Here is a 26,981-nt window from a genome sequence, read left to right on the forward strand (position 1 = left end):
CCTCCGGGCCACCCCGACTACCCCTCGGCACGAACCCACACCCGAAGTCGAACCGCCACCAGCGGGGCATGAGTCCCAGCTACCCACTCACATCAGCCCGCTGAGCCGGGGCCGGGCTGCCCCACTCCACTCCCGCGCAGCCCCGCAGGGCCCACCCACCTGCCGTCGGCAACCGGCCCCCGGAACAAGCGAGCTTCCCCGACTACCCCCTATCCCGAACCCGCACCCACCCCCTCATCCACCCCCTCATCCACCCCCCTCACCCCTCCGCCAGCCGCAGCTGCTCCTCCTCCACGATCCTCCGCGCGATGTCGCGGTCCGAGACGTCGATCGCGTCCGGTGTGGCGTCCGCCAGGTCGCTGCGTCTGGCGTATGCGTCGAACAGTCGGTTCTTGTTGGCGAGGATGTCCAGCAGGCGCTGGTCCACGCTGTCCACCGCGAGCAGTCGGTGGACCTGCACCGGACGGACCTGTCCCATCCGGTGGGCGCGGGCCACCGCCTGGTGTTCCAAGGTGGGTTTGACCTGCGGTTCGCAGAGGACGACCACCGACGCGGCCTGCATGTTGAGCCCGATGCCGCCCGCCTGGATCTGGCTCAGCAGCACGGCGTGGCCCGGCACCGCCGTGAAGCGGTCGACGATCCCCTGGCGGCGCGCCGCCGGTACATCGCCGGCGAGCGGGCCGAACGCCCCCTCGCCCAGGGCCTTTCGGACCGTGGCGAGTACCTCCTGAAAGTACGAGAAGACGACGACCTTCAGTTCGTTCTCCGCCGCCTCGGCCACCAGCTCCCGCAGGCGTCCGAGCTTCGCCGAGGTCTCCGGGCGTGCGTACGCGGCCCGGCGCATCCGCATGAAGTGCCCGGAGGCCACGGCCTCCCGGTAGGCCGCCAGATCTCCGGCGCTCAGTTCCTCCCACTCGTCGACCTGGACCAGCGCGGGCAGTTCGGCGAGGACGTCCTGCTGGTTGCGGCGCAGATAGGCGGGGGCGACCGCGCGGCGGAAGGCGTGGGAGCCCGCGACCGCGTCGATTCCTTCCACGGCCGGCGCCAGTTCGGGCTGGAGGCGCTGGACCAGGCTGCGGAACTCCGCGACCCGGTTCTCCATCGGCGTACCCGTCATGAACAGGACGTGTTCGGCCTGTGCCGTCCAGCCGGAGAGCGCACGGGATCTGCGGGTGTCCGGGTTCTTCACATAGTGGGCCTCGTCGACCACCAGCATCCGGGGCTCAGGGGGCAGCGGGCTCATGGCGTCGGCCCGCGGCTCCGCGTCCCCGGCCAGTGGCAGCGTATGCAGGGAGTCGAAGGTCGTGACGGCGACGCCGCCCCGCTCGCGCCACTCCGTGAACGCCTCCCGCCGCTCAGGGCCGTGCACCGGAACCGCCCGCAGGGTGCTACGGGTACGGATCTCCCGGGTCCAGTTGATCAGCACGCTGTTGGGGCACACCACCATGAAGTGCGTGCCGCCGCGCGCCGCGAGATGTGCGAGCGCGGCGATGGCCTGCACTGTCTTGCCGAGGCCCATCTCGTCGCCGATGATCACTCGTCGCTGGCTCAGCGCGAAACGCGCCCCGAAGGACTGGTAGCCGCGCAGGGACACCCGCAGTCTGGTGTCGTCCAGTTGCTGGGCCCGGACCCGCCCCGCGATCTCGGACGGCATGAACCCCTCGGACGCGGCGACATCGGGGGCGCTGCCCGCGGTCTCCGCGAGCACGCTGTAGTACTCGGCCGAGCGCAGCTCGAAGTCGATCCAGCACTCGACGTCCGAGGCCGGCTCCCTCAGCAGATCCACGGAGATCTGCGCGAACAGCACCGGTACGTCCGCTGCCGCGGCCTCGTCGAGTCGCCGCCGTATCCGGCCGACCGCGCCGAGAGCCCGCTCCCGCCGTTCCCGTCCCGTGAGCGCCATACGCAGCCGGCCGCGCGCGGGCTCGGCTTCCGGCAGCAGTGCGCGCAGCTCCGTGGTGAGCCGCTCGGCGGAGTCATGCGCGCGCCGCAGCCCGGGTCCCGCCTCGACCAGCCGGTGCAGGGCGGTCACCAGCGCGGTGGTGCGCGGTTCGGGGTGGTCTATGTCGATGCGTACGGAGACGGTCTCACCGACCGCCTCGGCGATCCGAGTGGCGGCGGCCATCGCCTGGTCGGCGGTGTGCCCGCCGACGCCGGGCAGTTGACGCAGGGCGTGCCCGCCCGCTTCGTACACCTCGCCCACGGAGGTGAAACCGGCCTGTTCGAGCGCGCCGAGCCGTAACCGGCCCGAGGTGACGTCCTTCAGCCGGGAGACCGGGATGGCGGCGAGTTCCGCGCCCGTCAGTTCCCGCTGGAGCGGACGGTAGACGTCCCGTACGGCGGTGACGGCCCGGCCGTGGTCGTCAAGCAGCCGCTGCGCGCTGTCGAGCAGTGACATCGCCGCGTCGAGCACGGCCCCGGCCCGTCGTCCGGCGGGCACCGTAGCGCGTCCCGGCGTGGCCCCCGCACCTCTCATACGCCTCTCCACCCGATACCCGACACGTGACCCCCGATACCGGACCCCTGACCCCCGATACCGGACCCCCGATACCGGACCCCTGACCCCCGATACCGGACCCCCGATACCGGACTGACCCGCTCTGTCCGCACCTGACCGGCTCATATGCTCCCACGCCCACCGGACGTACCGGCCCGTCCCGCCCCGATCAGATGCAGATGAGTCCTCCAAAACTAAACGAACGATCGTGCTAGCATCTCTCTATTCGCCGGCCGATCAAGGAGATCCGGGCCATGTCACCCACGACCGCGCTCGTCCAGACCATCTCTCGTACCGCCCTGCGCACCGCCCTCAACACCACCTCGCTCCTCGCCCCCCGACTGGCCGGACGCGCCGCTTTGGCCGTCTCTCTCCGTCCCGTCGGCCGCAGCGGTCTTCGCCCGGGGGAGAGCGAGTTGCTCGCCGACGCCCGGATCGGACAGCTCACCGTGAACGGCAAGTCCGTCGTCACCCACCAGTGGGGCGACGGCTCGCGTCCCGTGCTGCTCGTGCACGGCTGGGAGTCACGTGCCTCGCGGCTCGGGGCATTCGTCACGGCCCTGCGCGAACAGGGCTACAGCCCGGTCGCGTTCGACGCCCCGGCGCACGGCGCCTCCTCGGGGCGTGACACCTCGATCGCCGAATACCGGGAGATCATCGGGCGGTTGCACGCGGAGCACGGCGGATTCGAGGCGGTCATCGCCCACTCGTTCGGCGTGCTCGCCACGTTCTTCGCCCTGCGTGACGGTGTGGAGGCGCGCCGGGTCGTCGGGATCGGCGGAGTCGCCGAGTTCGACTGGATCATCGACGGGTTCTGTACGCTGCTCGGTCTGCGGGAACGGATAGCCCGCGATATGCGCGGTCATGTCGAGCGGATCATGTTCCCCGAGGAGCCGGACATCTGGCGGCGCCTCAACGCCACATACCGCCCCGAGGAGATCGGCGCCCCTGTTCTGCTCCTCCACGACGAGCACGACGACAGGGTGCCGCTCGACCAGTCCCGGGCCCTCGCCCGTGCGTACGGGGAGAGCGTACGGCTGGTCGTGACCCGGGGTCTCGGCCACCGGCGGATCCTCGGCGACCCCGAAGTGGTCGCCGCCGCCCTGGACTTCGTACGCGACGAGCGGCCACACGCCGTCTCGTCGGAGCCACGCGTCGAGCCCGTCGTACGCGTCGAGTCCGTCGTACGGGACGAGCCCGTCATACGGGACGAGCCCGTCGTACGGGACGAGCCGGGCGTACGGGATGCCGCCCCGCGTCCCGGATCAGCCGTTCTCCGGCGTGGCCGTCCCTGACGCTCGTACGGGCGCTTGCGCCGACGCCGGTACGTCCCTCCCGAAGCCGGGGCTCTCCGGGAGAGCGGCCGGGTCGGTCGCTGCGGCGCGCAGCCGGTTCAGAATGCCCCGGGCGGCCCTCTCGTAGGCGACCTCGTCGCCGTGCAGGACGGACTTGGCGTTGGCCGCCTCCATCAGCGCGATGATCTCGAACGCCAGCTGCGGCCCGTCCAGTCCGGCCTCGAAGCCACCCGCGAGCCGTGCCTTCTCGATGGTGCGTTCCACATAACCCACCCAGTCGTCCAGGGACGTGGCGATCGCGTCGTGCACCGGACCGCTGCGCGCGTCGAACTCGGCGGCGACGGCGTAGAAGAAGCAACCGCCGGCGAAGACCCGGGTCGAGGAGTACGTCAGCCAGTTGCGGCACAGCGCCCACACCCGCCCGGCGCCCGGGGGCAACTCGCGCGTCGGCCTGACGACATGCGTGGTGTAGACATCGGCGGCGGCCCGTACCGTCGCCAGCTGAAGTTCCTCCTTCGAGCCGAAGAGAGCGAAGACCCCGCTCTTGCTCAGCTTCAGCTCGGTGGCGATACGGCCGAGGGAGAGCCCTTCCAGCCCCTCGACCGACGCGATGTCCATCGTGCGGTCGAGTACCAGGCGCCGAGTCTGATTGCCGCGCTCGACACGCCCGTCGGTACTGCGCCCGTCCGTACTGCGCCCGTCCACACCGCGTCCATCGGTGCTGCGTCCGGTCGGGCTCCCCGTACGGATCCGCGTAGGTCCGTCGCCGCGTGTGCCGCTCATTCCCCCACTCTACTGAACGCACGATCGTGCGGCCTCCTGTCGGGCCCGGCAGCACATGCGGGGCCACCGCACGGGGAGGAGACTCGGAGGGGAGAGAGCTATGGGATCCCCTGAAGGAGCGCGCCATGGTCAGGACCCCGTTTGTCACTGGTTCCCCGGTGTGGATCGACCTCGGCACCCCCGATATCGAGGGCGCGATCACCTTCTACAAAGGTATCTTCGGCTGGGACTTCGTCTCCGCGGGTCCGCAGGCGGGCGGCTACGGCCTGTTCCAGCTGAACGGCAGGACAGCGGCCGGTGTCATGCCCGTGGAGCCCGGCCAGGCGCCGCCTTCCTGGTCCCTGTACTTCCAGACGCCCAACGCCGACGCGATGGCCAAGTCCGTTCAGCAGGGCGGTGGTTCCGTTGTCTTCGAGCCGATGGACGTGATGGACCTCGGCAGAATGGCGGTCTTCACCGATCCGTCGGGCGCGGGGTTCTCGGTCTGGCAGCCCGGCGAGAACAAGGGGCTGGACGCCGTCGACGAACCGGGCAGCCTCTGCTGGGGCGAGCTGTACACCCCGGACGAGGACGCCTCCTACCGCTTCTACAACTCGGTCTTCGGCTGGGAGACCACCAGCATGCCGATGCCGGACGGAAACGGCAGCTACTGGATGGTGAACCCGGCGGGCCAGGGCATCGAGGGGATGTTCGGCGGCTTCGTGCCGCTCGGCAACGACCCGGCGGAGGCCGACACGGGGCCGCACTGGCTCCTGTACTTTGCGGTCACGGACTGCGACGCTTCTGTGACGGCCGCGCGGAAGCTGGGCGGTACGGTCCGGGTGGCGCCGACCGATATCGAGGGCGTCGGACGGTTCGCGAAGCTCGCCGATCCTTCCGGGACACGGTTCGCGGTGATGCAGAGCGTGGGCGAGACCGGCTGACGGGGGCACGGGAGACGCCCGGTCCTTCGTCGGCCGACGGCCTCGTTGACCATTCGTCAATCACCTGTTTATCGCGGCCGGGCAGTCTGTCCGGCATGCCGATCAACATCACCGACATCACCACCAGCACGACCGGGACGAAGGACGCGACCGACCGCGGTGAGCACGAACTCTCCTGGCAGGAGAGCGCGTTGTGCGCCCAGACCGGGCCGGAATTCTTCTTCCCCGCGCCCGGCTCCTCCACCCGGGAGGCGAAGCGGCTCTGCGGCGCCTGCGAGGGCCGGGTGGCCTGCCTCCAGTACGCACTCGCCAATGACGAGCGATTCGGCGTCTGGGGTGGTCTCTCGGAGAAGGAGCGGCAGAACCTCCGGCGAGACGCGACCGGCCTTCACCGAGGCTGAACCGGGCGCGCGAGCCCACGCGCGCGGACCGAGGGCGTACTCCGCGGCGCGTCCGAGCGGATCGTCGCCGCCGCCGAAGAACACGGCGACGGCGACGATCTGGCTGTGGGCAGCCAGCTAGGGCAGCCGCGGAACCGGTCGGCGGAATCAGCCGGCGGCGCGCGCCGCCATCCGTGCCTTGCGCGCGGCGAGCCTCTCGTCGAACTTGCTCGCCTCGCTGTTCAGGCCGCCCATGTACATGCCCAGCTCCTCCTGCGCCTTGAGTCCCTCCGGGCCCAGCCCGTCGATCTCCAGGACCTTCAGATAGCGCAGCACCGGCTGGAGCACATCGTCGTGATGGATCCGCATGTTGTAGATCTCGCCTATGGCCATCTGCGCGGCGGCGCGCTCGAAGCCGGGCATGCCGTGTCCGGGCATCCGGAAGTTCACGACGACATCGCGGACGGACCGCATGGTCAGATCCGGGGCGATCTCGAAGGCCGCGCCCAGCAGATTCCGGTAGAAGACCATGTGAAGGTTCTCGTCGGTGGCGATCCGCGCCAGCATCCGGTCACAGACCGGGTCGCCCGACTGGTGTCCGGTGTTGCGGTGCGAGACCCGGGTCGCCAGCTCCTGGAAGGCGACATAGGCGACGGAGTGCAGCATGGAGTGGCGGTTGTCGGACTCGAAGCCCTCCGACATGTGTGCCATCCGGAACTGCTCCAGCTTGTCCGGGTCCACGGCCCGCGAGGTGAGCAGATAGTCCCGCATCACGATGCCGTGCCGGCCCTCCTCCGCGGTCCAGCGGTGCACCCAGGTGCCCCAGGCGCCGTCGCGGCCGAAGAGGCTCGCGATCTCGTGGTGGTAGCTGGGGAGGTTGTCCTCGGTCAGCAGATTGACCACGAGCGCGATCTTGCCTATGTCGGTGACCTTCGACTGCTCGGGGTCCCAGGCTTCGCCGTTCTCGAAGATGCCGGGGAAGTTGCGGCCGTCGGACCACGGCACGTACTCGTGCGGCATCCAGTCCTTGGCGACTTTGAGATGGCGGTTGAGTTCCTTCTCCACCACCTCTTCCAGCGCGTACAGCAGCCGGGCGTCAGTCCACGCGTCCGAACTGCCGAGGTGGGGAGAGGTGATCGACACGGGTACTCCAGGGGGGACGGGAGGTTTACCTACGGGTTCGTAGGTTACGACACCGTAGGTTAAGGCCCCGGTAAGGCGAAGGCCAAGCCCGCTGATGTCGAACATCCCTACGCTCGGTCATGCGCGCAGGTCGGAGAGGTCTCGAAGGCGCACGGAGAGACACGTCACGCACCCTTCGAGCTTCTCGTACTCGCTGATGTCGACCGGTACGGGCTCATAACCGAGCCGCGTGAAGAGCTCCGCGCTCCTCGGCGCGCTCGCGGCCATCAGCAGCTTTCTACCGCCGAGCAGCACCACATGAGCGCCGGGCTCCTCGGGCACGGGCAGAAAGCGCGGGAAGACGGACGGGGTGTCCACCAGTGGCTCATAGCCGATGACGGTGGAGTCCGGCAGAGCCGTCACCGCCGATTTGAGATGCAGCACGGTACGTACGGGTACGGCGACGACCCGCGCCCCAAGGGGCTCGAAGACCATGCGCAGCTGCTGGATGCCCGCCGCGTTCGTCCGTCCGCCCTGCCCCACGTACACCGTGTCGCCGACTTTCAGGACATCCCCGCCGTCGAGCGTGCCCGGCTCCCGTACCCGGTTCACCGAGCAGCCGAGCCGGGCCAACTCCGCTTCCACGGCCGCCGTTTCGGGGCGGCGGGAGAGGGCGCCCGGCCGGCCGACGAGGGCGACGTTCCGGAACATCACGACGGTGTCCTCGACGAACACCCCGTCCGGGCAGTCGTCCGCCGGCGCCACCTCCACGGTCTCCCAGCCGTGCGCGCGCAGCGTCTCCGTGTACCGCTCCCACTGGCGCAGCGCGAGCCCGGTATCGACGGGGGCGCGTTCGATATGGGTGACCAACCCCTCGGCGAGGCGCGGGCTCGGGCGTCGGATCAGGGCTTTCCTGTGGGGCACGGGCGAGTCTCCGGATCGGCGAGAGGGGACCGGAGCCGAATGGCTCCGGACCCACTCATCATGACCCGCCGCGCCACAGGACCCGGCCCGTTCCCGCTCGACCCGGCCCGTGCGAGCTCAGGCCAGGAGAGAATCCCCCTCCATTTCCCGGCGCAGATACTCGGCGGTGAAGGACTTGGGGTGCTCAAGCAACTGCCGCGGAGTGCCCTCGAAGACGATCTCTCCGCCGTGCTTGCCGCCGTCAGGACCGAGATCGATCACCCAGTCCGCCCGCTTGACCACGTCCAGGTTGTGCTCGACGCAGATCACCGAGTTCCCGGCGTCGACCAGCCGGTCCAGCAGCGTCACCAGTGTGTCCACGTCCGCCATGTGCAGTCCGGTGGTCGGCTCGTCGAGTACGTACACACTGCCCGTACGGTGCAGTTGCGTCGCCAGCTTGATGCGCTGGCGCTCGCCGCCCGAGAGGGAGCTGAGCGGCTGGCCGAGGGTGAGATAGGTCAGCCCGACGTCATTGAGCGTACGCAGCTTCCGCAGCAGCGCCTTGTCCGTGAAGAACTCCATGGCCACCGCCGCCGTCATGTCCAGTACGTCGACGATGGAGCGGCCCTTCACCGTGTGCCGCAGCACCTCGTCGTGGAAGCGTCGTCCCTCGCAGGCGTGGCAGATCGTGGTCACCGGGTCCATGAAGGCGAGATCGGTGTAGATCAGCCCGCGTCCCGAGCACTCCCCGCACGCCCCCGAGGAGTTGAAGCTGAACAGCCCCGGCGCGACCCCGTTCTCCTTGGCGAAGATCTTGCGGATGGTGTCCATGATGCCGAGGTACGAGGCGGGGGTGGAGCGGGACGAGGCGGTGATGGCGCCCTGGTCGATGACGATCGCCTCCGGGTACGCCGCCGTGAACACCTCCGAGATCAGTGTCGACTTCCCGGACCCCGCCACCCCGGTGACGGCCGTGAGCACGCCGGTCGGGAACCGTACGTCGAAGCCCTTGAGGTTGTGCAGCGCCGCGCCGGTCACCGGAAGCCAGTCGGCGGGGGAGCGGAACGACTCCTTGACGGGTGTACGGCGGCGCAGACAGCGGCCGGTGAGCGTATCGGCGTCCCGGAGCCGGTCCGCCGGGCCCTCGTACACGACCTGGCCGCCGTCCGTCCCGGCCTTCGGACCCATGTCGACGATATGGTCCGCGATCGCCATCACATCCGGGTCGTGCTCCACCACCAGCACCGTATTGCCCTTGTCACGCAGCCGTAGCAGCAGATCGTTCAGCCGGCCGACATCGCGCGGATGCAGCCCCACGCTCGGCTCGTCGAAGATAAAGGTGAGGCCGGTCAGTGAACTCCCCAGATGGCGCACCATCTTGAGCCGCTGGCCCTCACCGCCGGACAGCGTGGTGGTCTCCCGGTCCAGACTGAGATAGCCGAGCCCGATCCCGACCAGCCGCTCCAGCCGTTCACGGGCGGCGGCGGCGATCGGGGTCGCCACGGGATCATCTATCCGGCCCAGCACCTCCACCAGATCGGCGACCTCCATGCGGGTGTGATCGGCGATGCTCAGCCCGTCGATCCGGGAGGCGAGCGCGGCCTCGTTGAGGCGCGCCCCGCCGCATGCCTCGCACAGCCGCTCCACCGTGAAGCGCGCCGCCGCCTCCTTGCGCTTCTCGGAGAGACTGGCGGTGTCACGGTTGAGGAAGAGCCGGGTGAAGCGGGAGACGATTCCCTCGAACCGCATATCGACCGCGCCCGACTTCACCTCGATCCGGACCTTGAAGTCACCGCCGTGCAGCAGCAGTTCACGCTCCTCGTCGGTGTACTCGCCGAGCGGCTTCGCCCGGTCGAAGCGGCCGGACTCGGCGTACAGACTCCACTCCCAGCTGTTCACGGAGAGCCCGGGCAGCAGCAGCGCGCCCTCGTCGAGCGATTTGGTCCAGTCGATCGCCCGGTCGATATCGAGCGCCACCACCCGGCCCACCCCGTCACAGAGCGTGCACATCCCCGAGGGGTCATTGAAGGAGTACGCGGTCGCCGCCCCCGCGCTCGGCACGCCATGGCGCGAGAACAACACCCGGATCACCGAGTAGATGTCCGTCATCGTGCCGACCGTGGAGCGGACATTGCCGCCGATCGGCTTCTGGTCGACGACCACCGCCACCGAGAGATCATCGATCCCGTCGACCTGCGGGCGCTCGTACTTCGGCAGAAAACTTCTGATGAACGAGGTGAAGGTCTCGTTCAGTTGGCGCTGCGACTCCACCGCGACGGTGTCGAAGACGATCGAGGACTTGCCCGATCCCGACACCCCGGTGAAGACGGTGATCTTGCCCTTCGGAAGGGTGAGGGACACGTCCCGGAGGTTGTTCTCACGGGCTCCCGTGATGGTGATGTTCTGAGGCATGCCCCGACGCTAACCGGAAACCTGGACATCTTCTGTCCGGATTTCCGGCCGGCGCCCGGTGCCCTCGCCACCTATAGACCCATTCCGCCGCTCCCTCCATCCCCACCCCCTCATCCCTTCATTCGCTCATCCACGCGTTCCGGCTGCCCGTACCTCCTCGGCGGTGGTGTCGCGCAGCTCCCCGTCGAGCAGCAGCCAGCGGGTGATGCCGAGCGACTCCAGGAACGGCACATCATGGCTCGCCACGATCAACGCGCCCTCGTACGACTCCAGGGCGGCCGTGAGCCGCCGCACGGCCGCCATGTCGAGGTTGTTCGTCGGCTCGTCCAGCATCAGCAGCCGCGGCGCCGGCTCCGCGAGCAGCAGCGCGGCGAGCGAGGCCCGGAAACGCTCCCCGCCCGAGAGTGTCCCGGCCGGCTGGTCGGCGCGCGCGCCCCGGAACAGGAAGCGTGCCAGCCGCGCCCGGATCAGGTTGTTCGTCGCCCCGGGCGCGAACCGCGCCACGTTCTCCACCAGGCTCAGCGTGTCATCGAGGACATCCAGCCGCTGCGGCAGGAAGCGCAGCGGGACGTGCGTCAGCGCCTCACCGGAGACCGGCCCCAGCTCCCCGGCGACCGTGCGCAGCAGTGAGGTCTTGCCCGAGCCGTTCCGGCCGACGAGCGCGATCCGCTCGGGGCCGCGGATCTCGAACTGCCCCTTGGCCTCGGCCCCGTACAGCAGTCGCAGCTCGCGCAGGGTGAGCACATCACGGCCGGGATGGACGGTGGTGCCCGGCAGCTCGATACGGATCTCGTCGTCGTCCCGTACCGCGTCCACCGCCTCGTCCAGGCGCTCCCTCGCCTCGGCGAGCCGCTCGGTGTGCATGACGCGGTGTTTGCCCGCGGACTCCTGGGCGGTGCGCTTGCGCATCCTCATGACGGCCCGGGGCTCCCGTTTGGTGTCGTACATCTTCTGGCCGTACCGCACGCGTTTGGCCAACTTCTGCTGGGCTTCGGTCAGTTCGCGCTTCTGGCGCTGTACGTCGGCCTCCGCGACCCGCACCATGCGTTCCGCCGCCTCCTGTTCCCGCGCGAGCGCCTCCTCGTACGCCGTGTAGTTGCCGCCGTACCACCGCACCTCGCCGTCCCGAAGATCCGCGATCTGGTCGACGCGCTCCAGCAGTTCGCGGTCATGGCTGACCACGACCATCACACCGGACCAGGTGTCGACCGCGTCGTACAGCCGCCGCCGCGCGTGCAGATCGAGGTTGTTGGTCGGCTCGTCGAGCAGCAGCACCGCGGGCCCGGCCAGCAGCAGCGCGGCCAGCCGGAGCAGCACGCACTCGCCGCCCGACATCTCGCCGATGGTCCGGTCGAGGCCGAGATGCCCGAGGCCGAGCTGAGCGAGGGTGGCATGGGCCCGCTCCTCGACGTCCCAGTCGTCGCCGACGGCGGTGAAGTGTTCCTCGCTCGCGTCGCCCGCCTCGATGGCGTGCAGCGCGGTGCGGGTCGCCGCGATACCAAGGGCCTCATCCACCCGTAGCGCGGTGTCGAGCACGACGGTCTGCGGCAGATAGCCGATCTCGCCGGCCACCTTGATCGTGCCCTCGGCCGGGGTGAGATCGCCCGCGATCAGTCGCAACAGCGTTGATTTTCCTGATCCGTTGAGGCCGATCAGACCCGTTCTGCCGGGGCCGACCGCCAGTTGGAAGTCATCGAACACGCCGGTCCCGTCGGGCCAGGTGAAGGAGAGGGCGGTACAGGTGATGAAGGTGGGAGAGATGGACATAGGGGTCTCCGGTCGCTGCGGGGAAGTCAGGCGTGCGGGCAACGGATGGAGACACCGCGGGACGGAGGATCCCGGTCGGGAGGACGGCTCGGCGGCCGAGGTCACACACGGGACGCACAACGGCCGGAAGAACCGGCGGAGGCTGTGCGGCAGCGGTGTCTCAGGACCTCAGACGAGCAACGTCCTACTCCGATCGACGACAACAGGACCACGGCCAACCGTAGGGAGGGGCCGGGGTGTCGTCAACGCGATTACGGCGGGGTGGGTTCGCGCGGACTCGGGCGCGGGTGGGCGGGCGCGGGCGTGGCGGGCGGACTCGGGTGGGCGTGGGCTCAGCAGGCGTCGCGCAGCAACTCGGCCAGATCATGGTCGAGATCCAGGTAGAGATGCTCGCGGCCGACCGGGACGAGATCCTGCGAGCGCTCCAGGAACCGCCGCAGCTCGGCGGTGCGCAGATGGACCATCGCGGTGCCCTCGGGAGCGTGGAACTCCAGCACCGTACGGCCGTACCCGAAGGGCCGCACCCGTACGTCCCCGACCCCGACGGGCTCGGTCATGCCCGCCGCCAGCAGCTCACGGGAGAACTCCCAGGTCACCTCGGTGCCCTCCAGCGTCGCCGGGGGCGGGAACGCCATCCGTACGGCGAAGGGGTCCGACCGGTCGTAGCGCAGGGTCGCGGGTACGGTCTCCAGCCGGGGAGCGGACGCGACCAGCCGGGCCTGTACGGCCTGTTCAATGACGAGCGTCATGGTCTGCTCCCCTTCGTCGGACCTGGATGAGGTCTTCTTCTAAGGGAAAGACGGTGGAGCGCCTCGATACGTGCTCCACAACGGGAGTGAGCTGTGTCACCGTGCCATCTGACGGTCTCCGCCATGGCGTGATTCCGACCCCCGGCGGGCGCACTCTGGACGGGGTCCTGCCGGTGGGCTAGCTTCCAGCGCCATGAGGTTCACGGGGAAGACGGGGAAGACGCGGCGCGTGTGGTGGGCGGGGCTCGTGGTCGGGGTGAGCGGGGCGGCGATCGCCACCACCCTGGCCGTACCGGCGCAGGCGGATGGGGCCGCTGGGGCGTTCGGCGGCGGGCGGCCCGGTGGCGGAACGCCCGGCTGGCACCTCACGGACACGGGGAGCGAGGCGCGCTTCCGCGGGCTCGCCGCCGTGAGCCGCCGCGCCGCGTGGGTCGCGGGCTCCGGGGGCACGGTGCTGCGCACCGCCGACGGAGGCCGCAGCTGGCGCGATGTCTCCCCGGCCGGGGCGGGCGAGCTGGAGTTCCGTGACATCGAGGCGTTCGACGGGCGGCGGGCCGTCGCGCTGGCCATCGGCGAGGGCGAGGCGTCCAGGATCTACCGTACGGAGGACGGCGGGGCGCACTGGACGGAGTCCTTCCGCAACAACGACCCCCGGGCCTTCTACGACTGCGTCACCTTCTTCGACAGCCGCCACGGCCTCGCGATGAGCGATCCGGTCGACGGCAAGTACCGCATCCTGTCCACCGGCGACGGCGGCTCGACATGGCGGGTGCTGCCCAGCGACGGAATGCCGGCCGCTCTGCCGGGCGAGGCGGGCTTCGCCGCCGGCGGTCAGTGCCTGGTCAGTTCGGGCCCCAAAGATGTCTGGCTGGCCACCGGCGGTGGCGCCACGGCGCGGGTGCTGCACTCCGCCGACCGCGGAGTGCACTGGACCGTCACCGACTCCACGCTCCCCGGCGGCGATCCGGCCCGCGGCGTCTTCGGGCTCGCCTTCCGTGACCGGTGGCACGGTCTGGCCGTCGGCGGCGACTACCGCGCCGACCAGGCGTCCCCGCGGGCCGCGGCGGTCAGCGGTGACGGCGGACGGAGCTGGCGGCAGGCGAACACCCCGCCGTCCGCCTACCGTTCGGGGGTGGCCTGGCTGCCGCACAGCCGCTCGGCGGCGCTCGCGGTCGGCCCGACAGGGACGGACCTGACGACGGACGGCGGACGCGATTGGCGCACCATCGACACCGGTTCGTACGACACGGTCGACTGCACGCCGGACCTCGGCTGCTGGGCCGCGGGCGAACGGGGCCGCGTCGCCCGGCTGGTGTTCCGGGGCGTGCCTTCGAAGTCCCGCTAGGAGGCGGCCCGTAGGTGCCGCGGTGGTCGAGTTCGGCGAGCGGGACGGGGAGGTGATCCGGGACGTCGCCCCGGCCGCTCGTGCGATCACCGCGTCCGGCGCCGCTCCTCGACGGACCGGTACCGCCCGTCGCGCCACTACTGTGTGATGACCATGAGGATGATCAGAACGCCCGAGGACGAGACCGAGGCCCGTGCCATCCAGGACGAGCTGCGCGGCCTGGTCGTACGGGACGAGCCGGGGCCGCCGCCCGGGACCGGGCTGGTGACGGGGGTGGATGTGGCGTACGACGACGAGCGTGATGTCGTCGCCGCCGCGGCCGTCGTGCTCGACGCCGCCACGCTCACCGTCGTCGAGGAGGCCACGGCCGTCGGCACGGTCGCCTTCCCTTACGTGCCCGGGCTGCTGGCCTTCCGGGAGATCCCCACCGTCCTGGCCGCCCTCGAAGCGCTCAGCTCGGACCCCGGTCTCGTCGTCTGCGACGGCTACGGCCTGGCCCATCCGCGGCGCTTCGGGCTCGCCGCGCATCTGGGGGTGCTCACCGGCCTCCCGGTGATCGGCGTGGCCAAGAACCCGTTCACCTTCTCGTACGAGCAGCCGGGCGGCCGGCGGGGTGACTCGTCACCGCTGCTGGCCGACGGCGGCGAGGAGGTGGGACGGGCGCTGCGCACGCGGGAGGGCGTCAAGCCGGTGTTCGTCTCGGTCGGCCACCGCGTCGGCCTCGCCAACGCCTGCGCGCACACCCTGCGGCTGACGCCCCACTACCGGCTCCCCGAGACCACCCGGCGGGCCGACGCGCTCTGCCGCCGCGCGCTGCGCGAGACGGCGGACTGAGGGAGATCCCAGCCGTGCTGACGGGCACCAGTCGTGCTGACGGGCACCAGTCGTGCTGACGGGCACCAGTCGTGCTGACGGGCACCAGTCGTGCTGACGGGCACCAGTCGTGCTGACGGGCACCCGCCGCTCCGACGGGCACCCGCCGCTCCGACAGATCACAGCCAGGCCCGCCAGGCCCGCCGGACCCGGCCGCCCTGCCGGATCTCAGCCGGCCGCGTCCAGCTCGCGCGCGTCCACGATCCTGAACCTCAGCCCCGCCGCCCGTAGCCGTCCCAGCAGCGCGTCCCCCATCGCCACCGCCGGGGTCACCTGGCCCGCGGTGGCGGGCAGTTCGTCCACGGCGAGCGAGAGCGCCGACTCGGCCAGCATCTTCGCCGACTCGTCATAGCCGGGATCGCCGCCCGAGACCTCCGTGAAGACCCGGTGTCCGCCGCCCGTGCCCACCAGGCGCAGCGAGAAGCTGCTCGCTCGCCTGCGTTCGAGGTCCGGGCCCGTGCCCGACTCGAAGCGTCGCGTCAACCACTTACGGACCGAGGGGAGTTGGGCCAGGGCGGCACCCGCCCCGGCCGCCGCGGTTCCGCCCAGCGCCACCGGCAGTGTCCGCACCCCGGCGAAGTACCGGTAGCGGAAATCGGGGCCGTAGCGCGGCAGCGCCGCCGCCGAGCGCGCCACCACCTGTGCGTCGAGCGTCGGCAGCGGCAGCGCCCAGTACCCGGTCTCCCGGCTGAAGTGCGGGGCGCCGAGGGGCCCCCGCGCGCGGCGGTCGACCAGCCTCGGCTCGTACAGCCGCCGCTCCCGGGCGGCGTGCAGCGACTGCCGGCCACGGCTCATGGCCGTCAGCACGGTGGCGAGTGTTCCGCCGGAGGGGAGGGCGTTGGAGCGTACGAACGCGTCCACGCGCAGCGGTACGTCCTCCGGCAGCCGCTGGACGGTGAGGTACGCGCCCAGATCGCTCGGGATCGCGTCGAAGCCGCAGGCGTGCACGAGCCGTGCCCCGGTCTCCCGGGCGCGGACGTCGTAACGCAGAAACATCAGGTCCAGGAACTCGGCCTCGCCGCACAGATCGGCGTAGTCGGTCCCCGCCTCCGCGCACGCCGCCACCAGCCCCTCGCCGTACCAGAGATACGGCCCGACGGTCGACGCGACGACCCGGGTGGACTCGGCGAGGGCTCGCAGCGAGTCGGGGTCCGCCGAGTCGGCCCGCAGTACGGGGAGCACGGCACAGCCCGGATTGATCGCGGTGAGCCGTTCCCGCAGCCGCTCAAGCCGGGCGTGATCGCGCCCGGCGATGGCCCAGCGGCAGTTCTCGGGGGCGTGGGCCGCGAGATACTCCGCGGTCAGCATCCCCACGAAGCCCGTCGCCCCGAAGAGCACGATGTCGTAGGGGCGCTCCGTCCCGTTCGTCCTGGCCATTGACTCCTCCGCCGTTCCGCCCCGCGCCATTGCCGGTGGCCGAGGCTAGCGTGAGATCTCGGGGACGGAGCGGGAACGCTCATCGCGGAACCGGTCGGGTCGGCATAGGCTCGACAGAGAACTAAGCGCTTGCTCGGCCCGAGGGGTTGTGCGGAGTGGAACACGTTCTTAGCATCACTGGTGTTACATCACTTATGTCACACAACTGTCGCGCACAGCGCCGGAAGCCAGATGGGAGCCGGATGTCAGCCGCGGGAAACGGTCCGCTGACGGGCGTACGCGTGGTCGAGCTGGCCGGTATCGGCCCCGGCCCCTTCGCCGCGATGACCCTCGCCGATCTCGGCGCCGATGTCGTACGGGTCGACCGTCCGGGCGGCGCGGGCCTCGGTATCGATCCGGCGTACGACCTGACCAATCGCAACAAGCGGTCCGTGCTGATCGACCTCAAGACCGAGGACGGCGCGGCCCGCGTCCTCGATCTGGCCGAGCGCGCCGACGTACTCATCGAGGGATACCGCCCGGGGGTCGCCGAACGCCTCGGCATCGGCCCGCGGGAGTGTCTGGACCGCAATCCGCGGCTGGTGTACGGACGGATGACCGGCTGGGGCCAGGACGGCCCGCTCGCCGAGCGCGCCGGGCACGACATCGGATACATCGCCGTCACCGGCGCGCTCTCCATGATCGGCACGGCCGGGGAGCCCCCCGCGCTCCCGGCGAATCTGCTCGGCGACTACGCGGGCGGCTCGCTCTATCTGGTCATCGGGGTCCTCGCCGCGCTTCAGCACGCGCGGACGCCCGACGGTGCGGGACAGGTGGTGGACGCGGCGATCGTCGACGGCACCGCCCATCTCACCACGATGATCCACGCCATGATGGGCGCGGGCGGCTGGCAGGACCGGCGCGGTGCCAATCTGCTCGACGGGGGCAGTCCGTTCTACGGTTCGTACGAGACCGCCGACGGCGAGTACATGGCGGTGGGCGCGCTGGAGCAGCGGTTCTACAACGAGTTCGTGGAGCTGCTCGGCATCGCCGAGGAACTCCCCTCGCGCAAGGACTTCGGGCGCTGGGACGAACTGCGGGAGGCGGTCGCCGCCCGGTTCAGAACGAAGACCCGCGAGGAGTGGACAGCGGTCTTCGAGGGCTCCGACGCCTGTGTCGCGCCGGTGCTCTCCCTGCGCGAGGCCCCGGCCCACCCGCAGCTGGCGGCCCGTGGCACCTTCACCCACCACGCGGGACTCACCCAACCCGCCCCCGCGCCCCGGTTCTCCGTCACTCCCGGGTCGGTGCGCCGCGCGTCCGCGCGGCCCGGCGCGGACACCGCCGAGGTGGCCCGCGACTGGGATCTGCCCGTACGCGCCACGGGAAACGGCCAAGCCACGGGAAACGGCCAAGCCACAGGGAACAGCCAAGCATCGTTTCGTTCCTCCCATCCCGAAAGGAAGTCGCCGTGAGTACCGAAGCGTTCGTCTACGACGCGATCCGCACCCCGCGCGGTCGCGGCAAGGCCAATGGCGCCCTGCACGGCACGAAGCCGATCGATCTCGTCGTCGGACTGATCCATGAGCTGCGCCGCCGCCTTCCAGGACTCGATCCGGCGGCGATCGATGACATCGTCCTCGGTGTGGTGAGCCCGCTCGGTGACCAGGGCTCGGACATCGCCCGGATCGCGGCCATCGCCGCCGGACTGCCCGACTCCGTCGCGGGCGTCCAGGAGAACCGCTTCTGCGCCTCCGGGCTGGAAGCCGTCAATCTGGCCGCCGCCAAGATCCGCTCCGGCTGGGAGGACCTGATCCTCGCGGGCGGCGTCGAGTCGATGTCGCGGGTGCCGATGGGTTCCGACGGCGGTGCCTGGGCCATGGACCCGATGACCAGCTTCCGGACGGGCTTCGCCCCGCAGGGCATCGGCGCCGACCTGATCGCCACCCTCGGTGGCTTCAGCAGGCGCGATGTGGACGAATTCGCCGCGCTGTCCCAGGAACGGGCGGCCACCGCGTGGAAGGAGGGCCGCTTCGAGCGCTCGGTCGTGCCGGTCCTCGACCGCAACGGGCTCACCGTCCTCGACCACGACGAGCACCTGCGTCCCGGCACCACCGCCGACTCGCTCGCCGCGCTGAAACCGTCATTCGCCGGAATCGGGGAAATGGGCGGCTTCGACGCCGTCGTCCTCCAGAAGTACCACTGGGTCGAGAAGATCGACCATGTCCACCACGCGGGCAACTCGTCCGGCATCGTCGACGGTGCGGCCCTGGTCGCCATCGGCTCCCGCGAGACCGGCGAGCGTTACGGACTCACGCCCCGCGCCCGGATCGTCTCCGCGGCCGTCTCCGGTTCCGAGCCGACCATCATGCTGACCGGCCCCGCCCCCGCCAGCCGCAAGGCACTCGCCAAGGCCGGACTGACCATCGAGGACATCGACCTCGTCGAGATCAACGAAGCCTTCGCGGCGGTCGTCCTGCGGTTCGTCGAGGAGATGGGCCTCTCGCTGGACAAGGTCAATGTCAACGGCGGCGCCATCGCGCTCGGCCATCCGCTCGGGGCCACCGGCGCGATGATCCTCGGCACCCTCGTGGACGAACTGGAGCGCCAGGACAAGCGGTACGGCCTCGCCACGCTCTGCGTCGGCGGCGGCATGGGGGTCGCCACCATCGTGGAACGGCTCTGACGGCCCGCGAAGATCGGCCGGACAGGACCCGACTCCTGGACCCCCGCCCGGATCCCCCCTCCGAGACCCCGCCCGGCTTCCCCCGATACGGAGCAGCAGCATGAGCGAGTCCACCACCCCGGCCTCCCCGGCGATTCGCTGGGAACAGGACGGGACAGGCGTCGTCACCCTCGTCCTCGACGACCCCGTCCAGTCCGCCAACACCATGAACCAGGCGTTCCGGCAGTCCATCGCGGCGATCGCCGACCGCGTGGAGGCCGAGAAGGACGGCATCCGCGGCATCATCGTCACCTCCGCGAAGAAGACCTTCTTCGCGGGCGGTGACCTCAAGGACATGATCAAGCTCGGTCCGGCCGACGCCGAGCAGGTCTTCGAGGGCAGCCTGGCCATCAAGCACGCCCTGCGCCGCATCGAAACCCTCGGCAAGCCCGTTGTCGCCGCCCTCAACGGCGCGGCCCTGGGCGGCGGTTACGAGATCGCCCTCGCCTGCCACCACCGGATCGCCCTGGACGCGCCCGGCTCCAGGATCGGGCTGCCCGAGGTGACGCTCGGACTGCTGCCGGCGGGCGGCGGGGTCACCCGTACCGTACGGCTGATGGGCGTCGCGGACGCGCTGCTGAAGGTGCTGCTCCAGGGCACCCAGTACACCCCGGCGCGCGCCCTGGAGAACGGGCTCGTCCATGAGGTCGCCGCCACCGCGGACGACATGCTCGCGCGCGCCCGCGCCTTCATCGACGCCCACCCCGAGTCGTCCCAGCCGTGGGACGTCAAGGGCTACCGGATTCCCGGCGGTACGCCGTCCAGCCCGCGCTTCGCCGCCAATCTGCCCGCGTTCCCGGCCAATCTGAAGAAGCAGACGGCGGGCGCCCCTTACCCGGCTCCGCGCAATATCCTCGCGGCGGCCGTCGAGGGCTCCCAGGTCGACTTCGAGACCGCTCAGACCATCGAGGCCCGCTACTTCGCCGAACTGGTCACCGGCCAGACCGCCAAGAACATGATCCAGGCGTTCTTCTTCGACCTCCAGGCCGTCAACTCCGGCGCGGGCCGCCCTCAGGGCATCGCACCGCGCGAGATCCGCAAGGTCGCGGTCCTCGGCGCGGGGATGATGGGCGCGGGCATCGCGTACTCCTGCGCGCGCGCCGGATTCGACGTCGTGCTGAAGGACGTCTCGGCGGAGGCCGCGGCGAAGGGGAAGGCGTACTCCGAGAAGCTGCTCGCCAAGGCGCTCTCCCGGGGCCGTAAGACCGAGGCCGAGCGGGACGCGCTGCTCGCCCGGATCACCCCGACCGCCGACCCCGCCGATCTCGCCGGATGTGACGCGGTGATCGAGGCGGTCTTCGAGGACACCGCGCTCAAGCACAAGGTGTTCCAGGAGATCCAGGACATCGTCGAGCCCGACGCGCTGCTCTGCTCCAACACCTCCACCCTGCCCATCACCGTGCTCGCCGAGGGCGTCTCCCGGCCCGCCGACTTCATCGGGCTGCACTTCTTCTCGCCGGTCGACAAGATGCCGCTCGTGGAGATCATCAAGGGGGAGCGGACCGGGGACGAGGCGCTGGCCCGCGCGTTCGATCTGGTGCGTGCGATCAGGAAGACCCCGATCGTGGTCAATGACTCGCGCGGCTTCTTCACCTCGCGGGTGATCGGGCAGTTCATCAACGAGGGGGTGGCGCTGGTCGGCGAGGGCGTCGAACCCGCCTCGGTCGAACAGGCCGCCGCACAGGCCGGTTACCCTGCCAAGGTGCTCTCGCTGATGGACGAGCTGACGCTCACCCTGCCCAGGAAGATCCGGAACGAGGCGAGGCGCGCGGTCGAGGAGGCCGGCGGCACCTGGGCCGCGCACCCCGCGGACACGGTCATCGACCGGATGGTGGACGAGTTCGGCCGGCCGGGACGCAGCGGGGGCGCGGGCTTCTACGAGTACGACGAGAATGGCAAGCGCACCCGCCTCTGGCCGGGCCTGCGCGAGCACTTCGGCGCGCCGGCCGGCGAGGCCCGCACGGAGGTCCCGTTCCTCGACATGAAGGAGCGGATGCTCTTCTCCGAGGCGCTGGACTCCGTCCGCTGTCTGGAGGAGAACGTCCTGACCTCGGTGGCCGACGCCAATATCGGCTCCATCATGGGCATCGGCTTCCCGGCCTGGACGGGCGGAGTGCTCCAGTACATCAACGGGTACGAGGGCGGCCTGCCCGGCTTCGTGGCCCGCGCCCGAGAGCTGGCGCGGCGGTACGGCGCGCGCTTCGAGCCGCCCGCGCTGCTGGTCGAGAAGGCGGCGAAGGGCGAGACGTTCGGCGACAACGTCCAAGCGCAGGAGGCGACGCGACCGTCATAGCGGGGATGGCGGGAGGGTGCTCACTCCGTCCGGAACGCGGCCCGCAGCTCCTCCTTCAGCGACCGCTGGAACGCCGTCACCAGCGCCTGCACCACCAGCGGCCCCATCCGGGCCGAGAGCGACTTCATCGCCGCGACATGCTCGGGGTCGGACCCCTGGTCCCGGTACGGGGTCCACACCTCGTCCCGGAACAGCCGGGTCAGCTCGTACGCGGCCTCGCGCGTGTGCTCCAGCAGGACCGTGCGGGCCGCGAGGATCGTCTCCTGCGGGATCGGCACGTCCAGCAGTTCGACGCCGAGCCGCAGCAGCCCGAGATCGAGCCGGAAGCTGTCCGGGACCTCGGCGCGTACCAGGACGCCCATCGCGCCGAGCCGGTCGATGTCCTCCTCGGACAGCGCCCGCCCGGCCCGGCGCTCCAGCTCGGCCCGGGTCGCGTCCTCGGCGGAGTCCGGCGCCCAGGAGGCCACCAGCGCCCGGTGGATGGCCAGGTCGTGGGCGCTCAGATCGGGCGGCAGCCGCTCCAGATAGCGTTCGATCGCGGCGAGGGTCATGCCCAGGTGCTGAAGCTCCTCGATGAGGGCGAGCCGGGAGAGATGGTCCTGCCCGTAGTGGCCGACGCGGCGCGGCCCGATCACCGGCGGCGGCAGCAGCCCGCGGGTGCTGTAGAAGCGGATGGTGCGTACGGTGACCCCGGCGCGGGCCGCCAGCTCATCGACGGTGAGTGTCGGCTCCTCTGTCCCTGTGGCCATGTCCGCGCCTCGCCTTCCGCTGCTGTGGGCCGACAGATCGACAGGTCGACTCGGTGCAACAGTATTGCTGTGCCACCAGCGCTGTGAAAGGGGTGACACCGGCTCACGGGGGTCGGCACGGGCCCAGGGTCTGCCCGACGGATATCGGCCACGATCGCCGTCCCCGGCATCATCCGAAGGAGAGGCGGCCTAGTCTCGCGCCATGCGGATTCTCTTCACCTCGACCGGGGGATCGGGGCATTTCCATCCCCTCGTCCCTTTCATCGACGCCTGCGCCGAGCGCGGCGACGAGATCCTTGTCGTGGCTCCGCCGAAGCTCGAAGCGACGCTCGCCGCCCGTGACCAGCCCTACCGGATCGGCGGTGAGCCGCCGGCCGCCGAGTTGGAGGCCGTCTTCACCCGGGCCATGAACGCCTCTGCCGACGAGGGCAGAAGGATCGTCAACAGAGAGTTCTTCGGCCGGCTCTGCACGGCCGCGCTGCTGCCCTCGGTGGAGGAGGTGTGCCGGGAGTGGCGGCCCGATCTCGTGCTGCGTGAGCCGTGCGAGTACGCCGGGGCCGTCGTCGCCGAGCGCCTCGGTATTCCGCACGCCCAGGTCGCCATCTCGGCGGCCGAGGTCGAGGAGTTCGCCCTCGGGGTCGTGGCGCCCGTACTCGCCCCGTACGGCGAGCGGCTCGTGGAACAGCTCTGGGCGGCCCCGTATCTGACGCGCTTTCCGGCCTCCCTGGACCCGTCACCCTTCGCCGTGACCCGGCGCTTCCGCGAGCCGGTCGAACATGCCCCGGCCGCGCTGCCGGACTGGTGGCACGGGAGCGACGACCCCCTCGTCTATCTCACGCTCGGCACCGAGGCGGGCGGCATGCCCGACGCCGCCGCGGCCTACCGGGCGACACTCGACGCCGTGCGGGGACTGCCGGTGCGCGTGCTGCTGACGGCGGGGCGCGCCACCGATGTGTCCGCGTTCGGTCCGCTGCCTCCCAACGTCCATATGGAACGGTGGGTTCCGCAGGCCGATGTCCTGGGCAGCGCGTCCGTGGTGCTCTGCCACGGCGGCTCGGGGACCACCTTCGGCGCGCTGGCGGCCGGGGTCCCGCTCGTCATCGTCCCGTTCTTCGCCGACCAGCCCGTCAACGCCCGGCTCGTGACCGAGGCCGGCGCCGGCCTGTCCGTCACGCCCACGGGCGGCCCGCCCGACGGACGGGCCGTACTCGGCGCCGAGGACGTCCCGCGTATCAGGTCCGCCGTCGAGGCCGTGCTCGGCGACCCCGCGTACCGTACGGCGGCGGAGCGCCTGGCGGCCGGGACACGCGCGCTGCCCACGGCCGCCGGACTGCTCGGCGCCCTCCTGCTCAACACCCCCACCGCTGTCCCGGCACCGGGGGCGCTGGACCGGGCCTGACCCCGGCACGCCTCAGTCCAGACCGCCCCGGCCGATGACACCCGCGTACCAGCGCGCGCTGTCCTTCACCGTACGGCGCTGGGTCGCGAAGTCCACATGGACGACGCCGAACCGCTTGCTGTAGCCGTACGCCCACTCGAAGTTGTCCAGCAGCGACCAGAGGAAATAGCCGCGCACCTTCGCGCCGTCCGCGATCGCGCGGTGGACGGCGTGGAGATGGGCACGCAGATAGGCCACCCGCTCGGGGTCGTGCACCGCGCCGGACGGATCCGCGTAGTCGTCGTACGCCGCGCCGTTCTCGGTGACCATCAGCGGGGTGGCAGGCAACTCGTCCCGCAGCCGCGTGAGCAGTTCGTACAGTCCGTCCGCGTCGACCGGCCAGTCCATCGCGGTACGCGGTCCCGGCGCGGGTACGAACCGTACCCGCCCCTCCGCGCCCGGCCATGGTGACGGGGTGTCGCAGGAGCCGGCCGCGACGACCGTGGGGGAGTAGTAATTGATCCCCAGCGAGTCGATGGGGGTGGCGGCGATCCCCAGATCGCCGTCCCGGACGAACGACCAGTCCGTCAGCGCGGCGGTGTCCTCGACCAGATCCGCTGGCAGCCGCCCGTGGAACACCGGATCGAGGAAGATCCGGTTCCCGAGGGCATCGATCCTGCGCACCGCGTCGAGATCGGCCGCCGATTCCGTCAGCGGCCGGACCGCGTGCAGATTGAGGGTCAGCGAGATCTCGGACTTCCTCGGCAGCGCGTCGCGCAGCGCGCGGGTGGCCAGACCATGGGCGAGATTGAAGTGGTGCGCGGCGCGCAGCGCGGCGACCGGATCCGTACGGCCCGGGGCGTGGACACCGGAGGCGTACCCCAGAAACGCCGCGCACCACGGCTCGTTGAGGGTGGTCCAGGTGGCCACCCGGTCGCCGAGGGCCTCGGCGACGATCCTCGCGTACTCCGCGAACCGCGCCGCCGTGTCGCGCTGCGGCCAGCCGCCCGCGTCCTCCAGTTCCTGGGGCAGATCCCAGTGGTAGAGCGTGGCGACCGGCCGGATGCCCGCCGCCAGCAGCGCGTCCACCAGCCGCCGGTAGAAGTCCAGACCACGCTGTACGGCCGGGCCGCGGCCGGTCGGCTGGACGCGCGGCCAGGACACCGAGAAGCGGTAGTCCGTCACCCCCAGCTCCTTCAGCAGCGCGACGTCCTCGTCCATCCGGTGGTAGTGGTCGGCGGCGATATCGCCGGTATCACCGTTGCGGACCCGGCCGGGAGCGCGGCTGAAGGTGTCCCAGATGGACGGGGTACGGCCGTCCTCGGCGGCGGCCCCCTCGATCTGGTACGCGGCGGTGGCCGTACCCCAGCGGAAACCGCGGGGGAAGCGCGACTCCGCGGTGGTCTGGGGACGTGCGTCGACAGCGGTCATATGGAAGGAACTCCCGTGAGATGAGACAGAACAGTGAGGGGAGAGGCGGCGGGGACTCGTACGGGTGCCGTGGTGGGGTGCGGTGCCGGGCGCGCAGGCGGGTGTGCCGACGGGTCCGCGACCGGTGGGGGATCAGCCCTTGACGGCGCCCTGCATGATGCCTCCGACGATCTGCCGGCCCAGCAGGCCGAAGACCAGCAGCACGGGCAGCGTGCCGAGCAGGGTGCCCGCCATGATCACGGACTGGTCGTGGACATAGCCGCCGCCGAGCTGGCGCAGCGCCACCTGCACGGTCGGATTCTGCGAGGAGAGCGCGATGATCGGCCAGAAGAAGTCGTTCCAGGCGGCCATGAAGGTCAGCATGCCGAGCACGGCCATCCCGGGCCGGGCGATGGGCACCACGATCGACCAGAAGATCCGCGCGGTGGAGGCACCGTCCACCCGGGCGGCCTCGATCAGCTCGTCGGGCAGCGACTGCACCAGATACTGGCGCATGAAGAACACCCCGAAGGCGGAGACGAGTCCGGGCAGGATGACGGCCTGGAGCTGGTTCACCCACTGGAGTTCGGCGATCAGCATGAACAGCGGGATCACGCCGAGCTGCGGCGGGATCATCATCGTGCCCACGGTCACGGCGAGCAGCGCGCCCCGGCCGCGGAAGCGCAGTTTGGCGAAGGCGAATCCGGCGAGGGTGCAGCACAGCACCGTGCCCACGGTGATCGAACCGGACACGATGAAGGAGTTGAGGAGGGCCTTGCCGATATCGGCCTCCTCCAGTACCGCCTCGAAGTTGCGGATGAGGTTCGGCCCCGGCAGCAGACTCGGGGGCACCTTCGCCAGCTCGGCGTTGGAGCGGCTGGCCGCGACGATCGTCCAGTAGAACGGGAACGCCGAGAAGAGCAGCGCGACGGCCAGGATCGCGTACGAGAGCCTGCCCCCGTGCATCGTGCGCCCGGCCCGGCCGCCGCGTCGTGGGGACCGCCGTGGCCGGTCCTCGGTCCCCGGCGGCGGGGTGGGCGGTGCGGCGAGCGCGGTCATCGGCCGGCCTCCTTACGGGAACGGCGGCGGGCGATCAGGGCGTTGACGCCGACCAGCAGCAGGATCAGGACGAACATCACCCAGGCGATAGCGGCGGCCCGGCCCAGATGGAAGAAGCCCCAGCCCTGCTCGTACATATAGAGGCCGAGGGTCTGGTACTGGTGCGAGATACCGCCCGAGATGGACCCCTCGAAGAGCAGCGGCTCACCGAAGAGCTGGGTCGCGCCGATCGTCGAGACGACGGTGGTGAAGACGATCGTGGGGCGCAGCCCCGGCAGGGTGACATGGAGGAACTGCCGCCAGCGTGAGGCCCCGTCGACCTCGGCGGCCTCGTACAGCTCGCTGGGGATCGACTGCATACCGGCCAGATAGATCAGCGCGTTGTAGCCGGTCCAGCGCCAGATGACGATGGACGACACGGCGATCTGCGAGGCGACCGTACCGGTCTGCCAGTCCACCGGGTCGAAACCGACCAGCCCCAGTACGTAGTTGATCAGACCGAAGTCGCGGCCGAAGAGCTGGGCGAAGACGAGCGTCGCGGCGGCGACCGAGGTGGCGTACGGCAGCAGGATCGCCGTACGGATGAAAGTCCGGCCGCGCAGCTTGTAGTTGAGCAGATGAGCCAGGCCCAGGGCCATCGCCAGCTGCGGGACGGTCGAGAGCACCCCGATGGTGAAGGTGTTGCGCAGCGACGTCCAGAAGAACTCGTCGGTGAAGAGCGCGGTGTAGTTGCCGAGACCGCGCCACTCCATGTCGCCGGGTGTCTGGAGCTCCACCCGGTAGAGCGAGACGAACGCGGTGTAGAGCAGCGGGAACAGCCCGAAGGCCGCGAACAGCGTGAAGAACGGGGCGATATAGGCGTACGGGGAGAAGGCGCGCCAGGCGCGACGCACGGCGGACTGCGGGGCGGCGGCCGGCCCGGACGGCGGCGGGGACGCGGCCTTCGCGGTGGCGGTGAGGGTCAT

General features: G+C 70.6%; 21 protein-coding genes. 9 read left to right on the forward strand and 12 right to left on the reverse strand.

Annotated features, from left to right (window positions below; all coding sequences use genetic code 11):
- Positions 1 to 259: 259 nt before the first annotated feature.
- Positions 260 to 2,398 carry a DEAD/DEAH box helicase gene (locus tag AB0M67_RS40175; RefSeq protein WP_365753060.1) on the reverse strand — a complete coding sequence of 713 codons (2,139 nt, stop codon included), beginning with the start codon at positions 2,396 to 2,398 and terminating at the stop codon, positions 260 to 262.
- Between the two features lie 353 nt (positions 2,399 to 2,751).
- Here AB0M67_RS40175 and AB0M67_RS40180 point away from each other — a divergent pair, with 353 nt between their 5' ends.
- Positions 2,752 to 3,792, forward strand: coding sequence for an alpha/beta hydrolase (locus tag AB0M67_RS40180; protein ID WP_365753023.1), 1,041 nt, complete (start codon positions 2,752 to 2,754; stop codon positions 3,790 to 3,792).
- Here AB0M67_RS40180 and AB0M67_RS40185 read toward each other — a convergent pair.
- Positions 3,763 to 4,575 carry a TetR/AcrR family transcriptional regulator gene (locus AB0M67_RS40185; RefSeq protein WP_365753024.1) on the reverse strand — a complete coding sequence of 271 codons (813 nt, stop codon included), beginning with the start codon at positions 4,573 to 4,575 and terminating at the stop codon, positions 3,763 to 3,765. The two genes, AB0M67_RS40180 and AB0M67_RS40185, sit on opposite strands and share 30 nt — an antisense overlap.
- Before the next feature lie 125 nt (positions 4,576 to 4,700).
- Between AB0M67_RS40185 and AB0M67_RS40190 the strand changes: the two genes are divergently transcribed.
- On the forward strand, positions 4,701 to 5,498 hold the full coding sequence (locus AB0M67_RS40190) for a VOC family protein (RefSeq protein WP_365753025.1): 798 nt from the start codon (positions 4,701 to 4,703) through the stop codon (positions 5,496 to 5,498).
- 95 nt (positions 5,499 to 5,593) lie between these two features.
- Entirely contained in the window at positions 5,594 to 5,899 is a 306-nt protein-coding gene (locus AB0M67_RS40195) for a WhiB family transcriptional regulator (protein ID WP_365753027.1), read from the forward strand.
- Between the two features lie 147 nt (positions 5,900 to 6,046).
- Here AB0M67_RS40195 and AB0M67_RS40200 read toward each other — a convergent pair whose 3' ends face one another.
- From AB0M67_RS40200 to AB0M67_RS40220, 5 genes are all read right to left on the reverse strand, one after another.
- Positions 6,047 to 7,021 (reverse strand): acyl-ACP desaturase, encoded by a 975-nt coding sequence (locus AB0M67_RS40200; RefSeq protein WP_365753028.1) that lies wholly within the window; start codon positions 7,019 to 7,021, stop codon positions 6,047 to 6,049.
- A gap of 117 nt (positions 7,022 to 7,138) precedes the next feature.
- Positions 7,139 to 7,924, reverse strand: a complete 786-nt coding sequence (ddaH, locus tag AB0M67_RS40205; RefSeq protein WP_365753029.1) for a dimethylargininase — start codon at positions 7,922 to 7,924, stop codon at positions 7,139 to 7,141.
- A 117-nt stretch (positions 7,925 to 8,041) separates the two neighbouring features.
- Entirely contained in the window at positions 8,042 to 10,315 is a 2,274-nt protein-coding gene (locus tag AB0M67_RS40210) for an excinuclease ABC subunit UvrA (RefSeq protein WP_365753031.1), read from the reverse strand.
- Positions 10,316 to 10,441: 126 nt separating this feature from the next.
- Positions 10,442 to 12,082 (reverse strand): ATP-binding cassette domain-containing protein, encoded by a 1,641-nt coding sequence (locus AB0M67_RS40215; protein ID WP_365753033.1) that lies wholly within the window; start codon positions 12,080 to 12,082, stop codon positions 10,442 to 10,444.
- Positions 12,083 to 12,414: 332 nt separating this feature from the next.
- Positions 12,415 to 12,831, reverse strand: a complete 417-nt coding sequence (locus AB0M67_RS40220; RefSeq protein ID WP_365753035.1) for an SsgA family sporulation/cell division regulator — start codon at positions 12,829 to 12,831, stop codon at positions 12,415 to 12,417.
- 193 nt (positions 12,832 to 13,024) lie between these two features.
- Here AB0M67_RS40220 and AB0M67_RS40225 point away from each other — a divergent pair, with 193 nt between their 5' ends.
- The gene (locus AB0M67_RS40225; protein ID WP_365753037.1) at positions 13,025 to 14,176 is read left to right on the forward strand and encodes an oxidoreductase; all 1,152 of its coding nucleotides are present in this window, start codon (positions 13,025 to 13,027) and stop codon (positions 14,174 to 14,176) included.
- Positions 14,177 to 14,329: 153 nt separating this feature from the next.
- Positions 14,330 to 15,010, forward strand: a complete 681-nt coding sequence (locus tag AB0M67_RS40230) for an endonuclease V (protein ID WP_365753039.1) — start codon at positions 14,330 to 14,332, stop codon at positions 15,008 to 15,010.
- 207 nt (positions 15,011 to 15,217) lie between these two features.
- Here the strand turns inward: AB0M67_RS40230 and AB0M67_RS40235 are convergent, their stop codons facing one another.
- Positions 15,218 to 16,426, reverse strand: coding sequence for a saccharopine dehydrogenase NADP-binding domain-containing protein (locus AB0M67_RS40235; protein ID WP_365753041.1), 1,209 nt, complete (start codon positions 16,424 to 16,426; stop codon positions 15,218 to 15,220).
- 242 nt (positions 16,427 to 16,668) lie between these two features.
- Between AB0M67_RS40235 and AB0M67_RS40240 the strand changes: the two genes are divergently transcribed.
- The 3 genes from AB0M67_RS40240 to AB0M67_RS40250 all read left to right on the forward strand — a co-directional run bounded on the left by AB0M67_RS40240 (position 16,669) and on the right by AB0M67_RS40250 (position 21,420).
- Positions 16,669 to 17,877, forward strand: coding sequence for a CaiB/BaiF CoA-transferase family protein (locus AB0M67_RS40240; protein WP_365753042.1), 1,209 nt, complete (start codon positions 16,669 to 16,671; stop codon positions 17,875 to 17,877).
- Positions 17,874 to 19,088 (forward strand): acetyl-CoA C-acetyltransferase, encoded by a 1,215-nt coding sequence (locus AB0M67_RS40245; protein WP_365753044.1) that lies wholly within the window; start codon positions 17,874 to 17,876, stop codon positions 19,086 to 19,088. Before AB0M67_RS40240 ends, AB0M67_RS40245 begins: the two co-directional genes overlap by 4 nt.
- 100 nt (positions 19,089 to 19,188) lie before the next feature.
- Positions 19,189 to 21,420, forward strand: a complete 2,232-nt coding sequence (locus tag AB0M67_RS40250) for a 3-hydroxyacyl-CoA dehydrogenase NAD-binding domain-containing protein (RefSeq protein ID WP_365753045.1) — start codon at positions 19,189 to 19,191, stop codon at positions 21,418 to 21,420.
- A gap of 20 nt (positions 21,421 to 21,440) precedes the next feature.
- On the opposite strand, the gene AB0M67_RS40255 is transcribed toward AB0M67_RS40250, so the two are convergent.
- Positions 21,441 to 22,169, reverse strand: coding sequence for a MerR family transcriptional regulator (locus AB0M67_RS40255; protein WP_365753047.1), 729 nt, complete (start codon positions 22,167 to 22,169; stop codon positions 21,441 to 21,443).
- A 202-nt stretch (positions 22,170 to 22,371) separates the two neighbouring features.
- Here AB0M67_RS40255 and AB0M67_RS40260 point away from each other — a divergent pair, with 202 nt between their 5' ends.
- Positions 22,372 to 23,568 (forward strand): glycosyltransferase, encoded by a 1,197-nt coding sequence (locus AB0M67_RS40260; protein WP_365753048.1) that lies wholly within the window; start codon positions 22,372 to 22,374, stop codon positions 23,566 to 23,568.
- Positions 23,569 to 23,580: 12 nt separating this feature from the next.
- Here the strand turns inward: AB0M67_RS40260 and AB0M67_RS40265 are convergent, their stop codons facing one another.
- From AB0M67_RS40265 to AB0M67_RS40275, 3 genes are all read right to left on the reverse strand, one after another.
- Entirely contained in the window at positions 23,581 to 24,978 is a 1,398-nt protein-coding gene (locus AB0M67_RS40265; protein WP_365753049.1) for a GH1 family beta-glucosidase, read from the reverse strand.
- 132 nt (positions 24,979 to 25,110) lie between these two features.
- Positions 25,111 to 26,016 (reverse strand): carbohydrate ABC transporter permease, encoded by a 906-nt coding sequence (locus tag AB0M67_RS40270; RefSeq protein ID WP_249947460.1) that lies wholly within the window; start codon positions 26,014 to 26,016, stop codon positions 25,111 to 25,113.
- The gene (locus AB0M67_RS40275; protein WP_365753050.1) at positions 26,013 to 26,981 is read right to left on the reverse strand and encodes a sugar ABC transporter permease; all 969 of its coding nucleotides are present in this window, start codon (positions 26,979 to 26,981) and stop codon (positions 26,013 to 26,015) included. The genes AB0M67_RS40270 and AB0M67_RS40275 overlap by 4 nt, the downstream gene beginning before the upstream one ends.

This window comes from Streptomyces sp. NPDC051662 (assembly GCF_040681655.1).
Classification (GTDB): domain Bacteria; phylum Actinomycetota; class Actinomycetes; order Streptomycetales; family Streptomycetaceae; genus Streptomyces.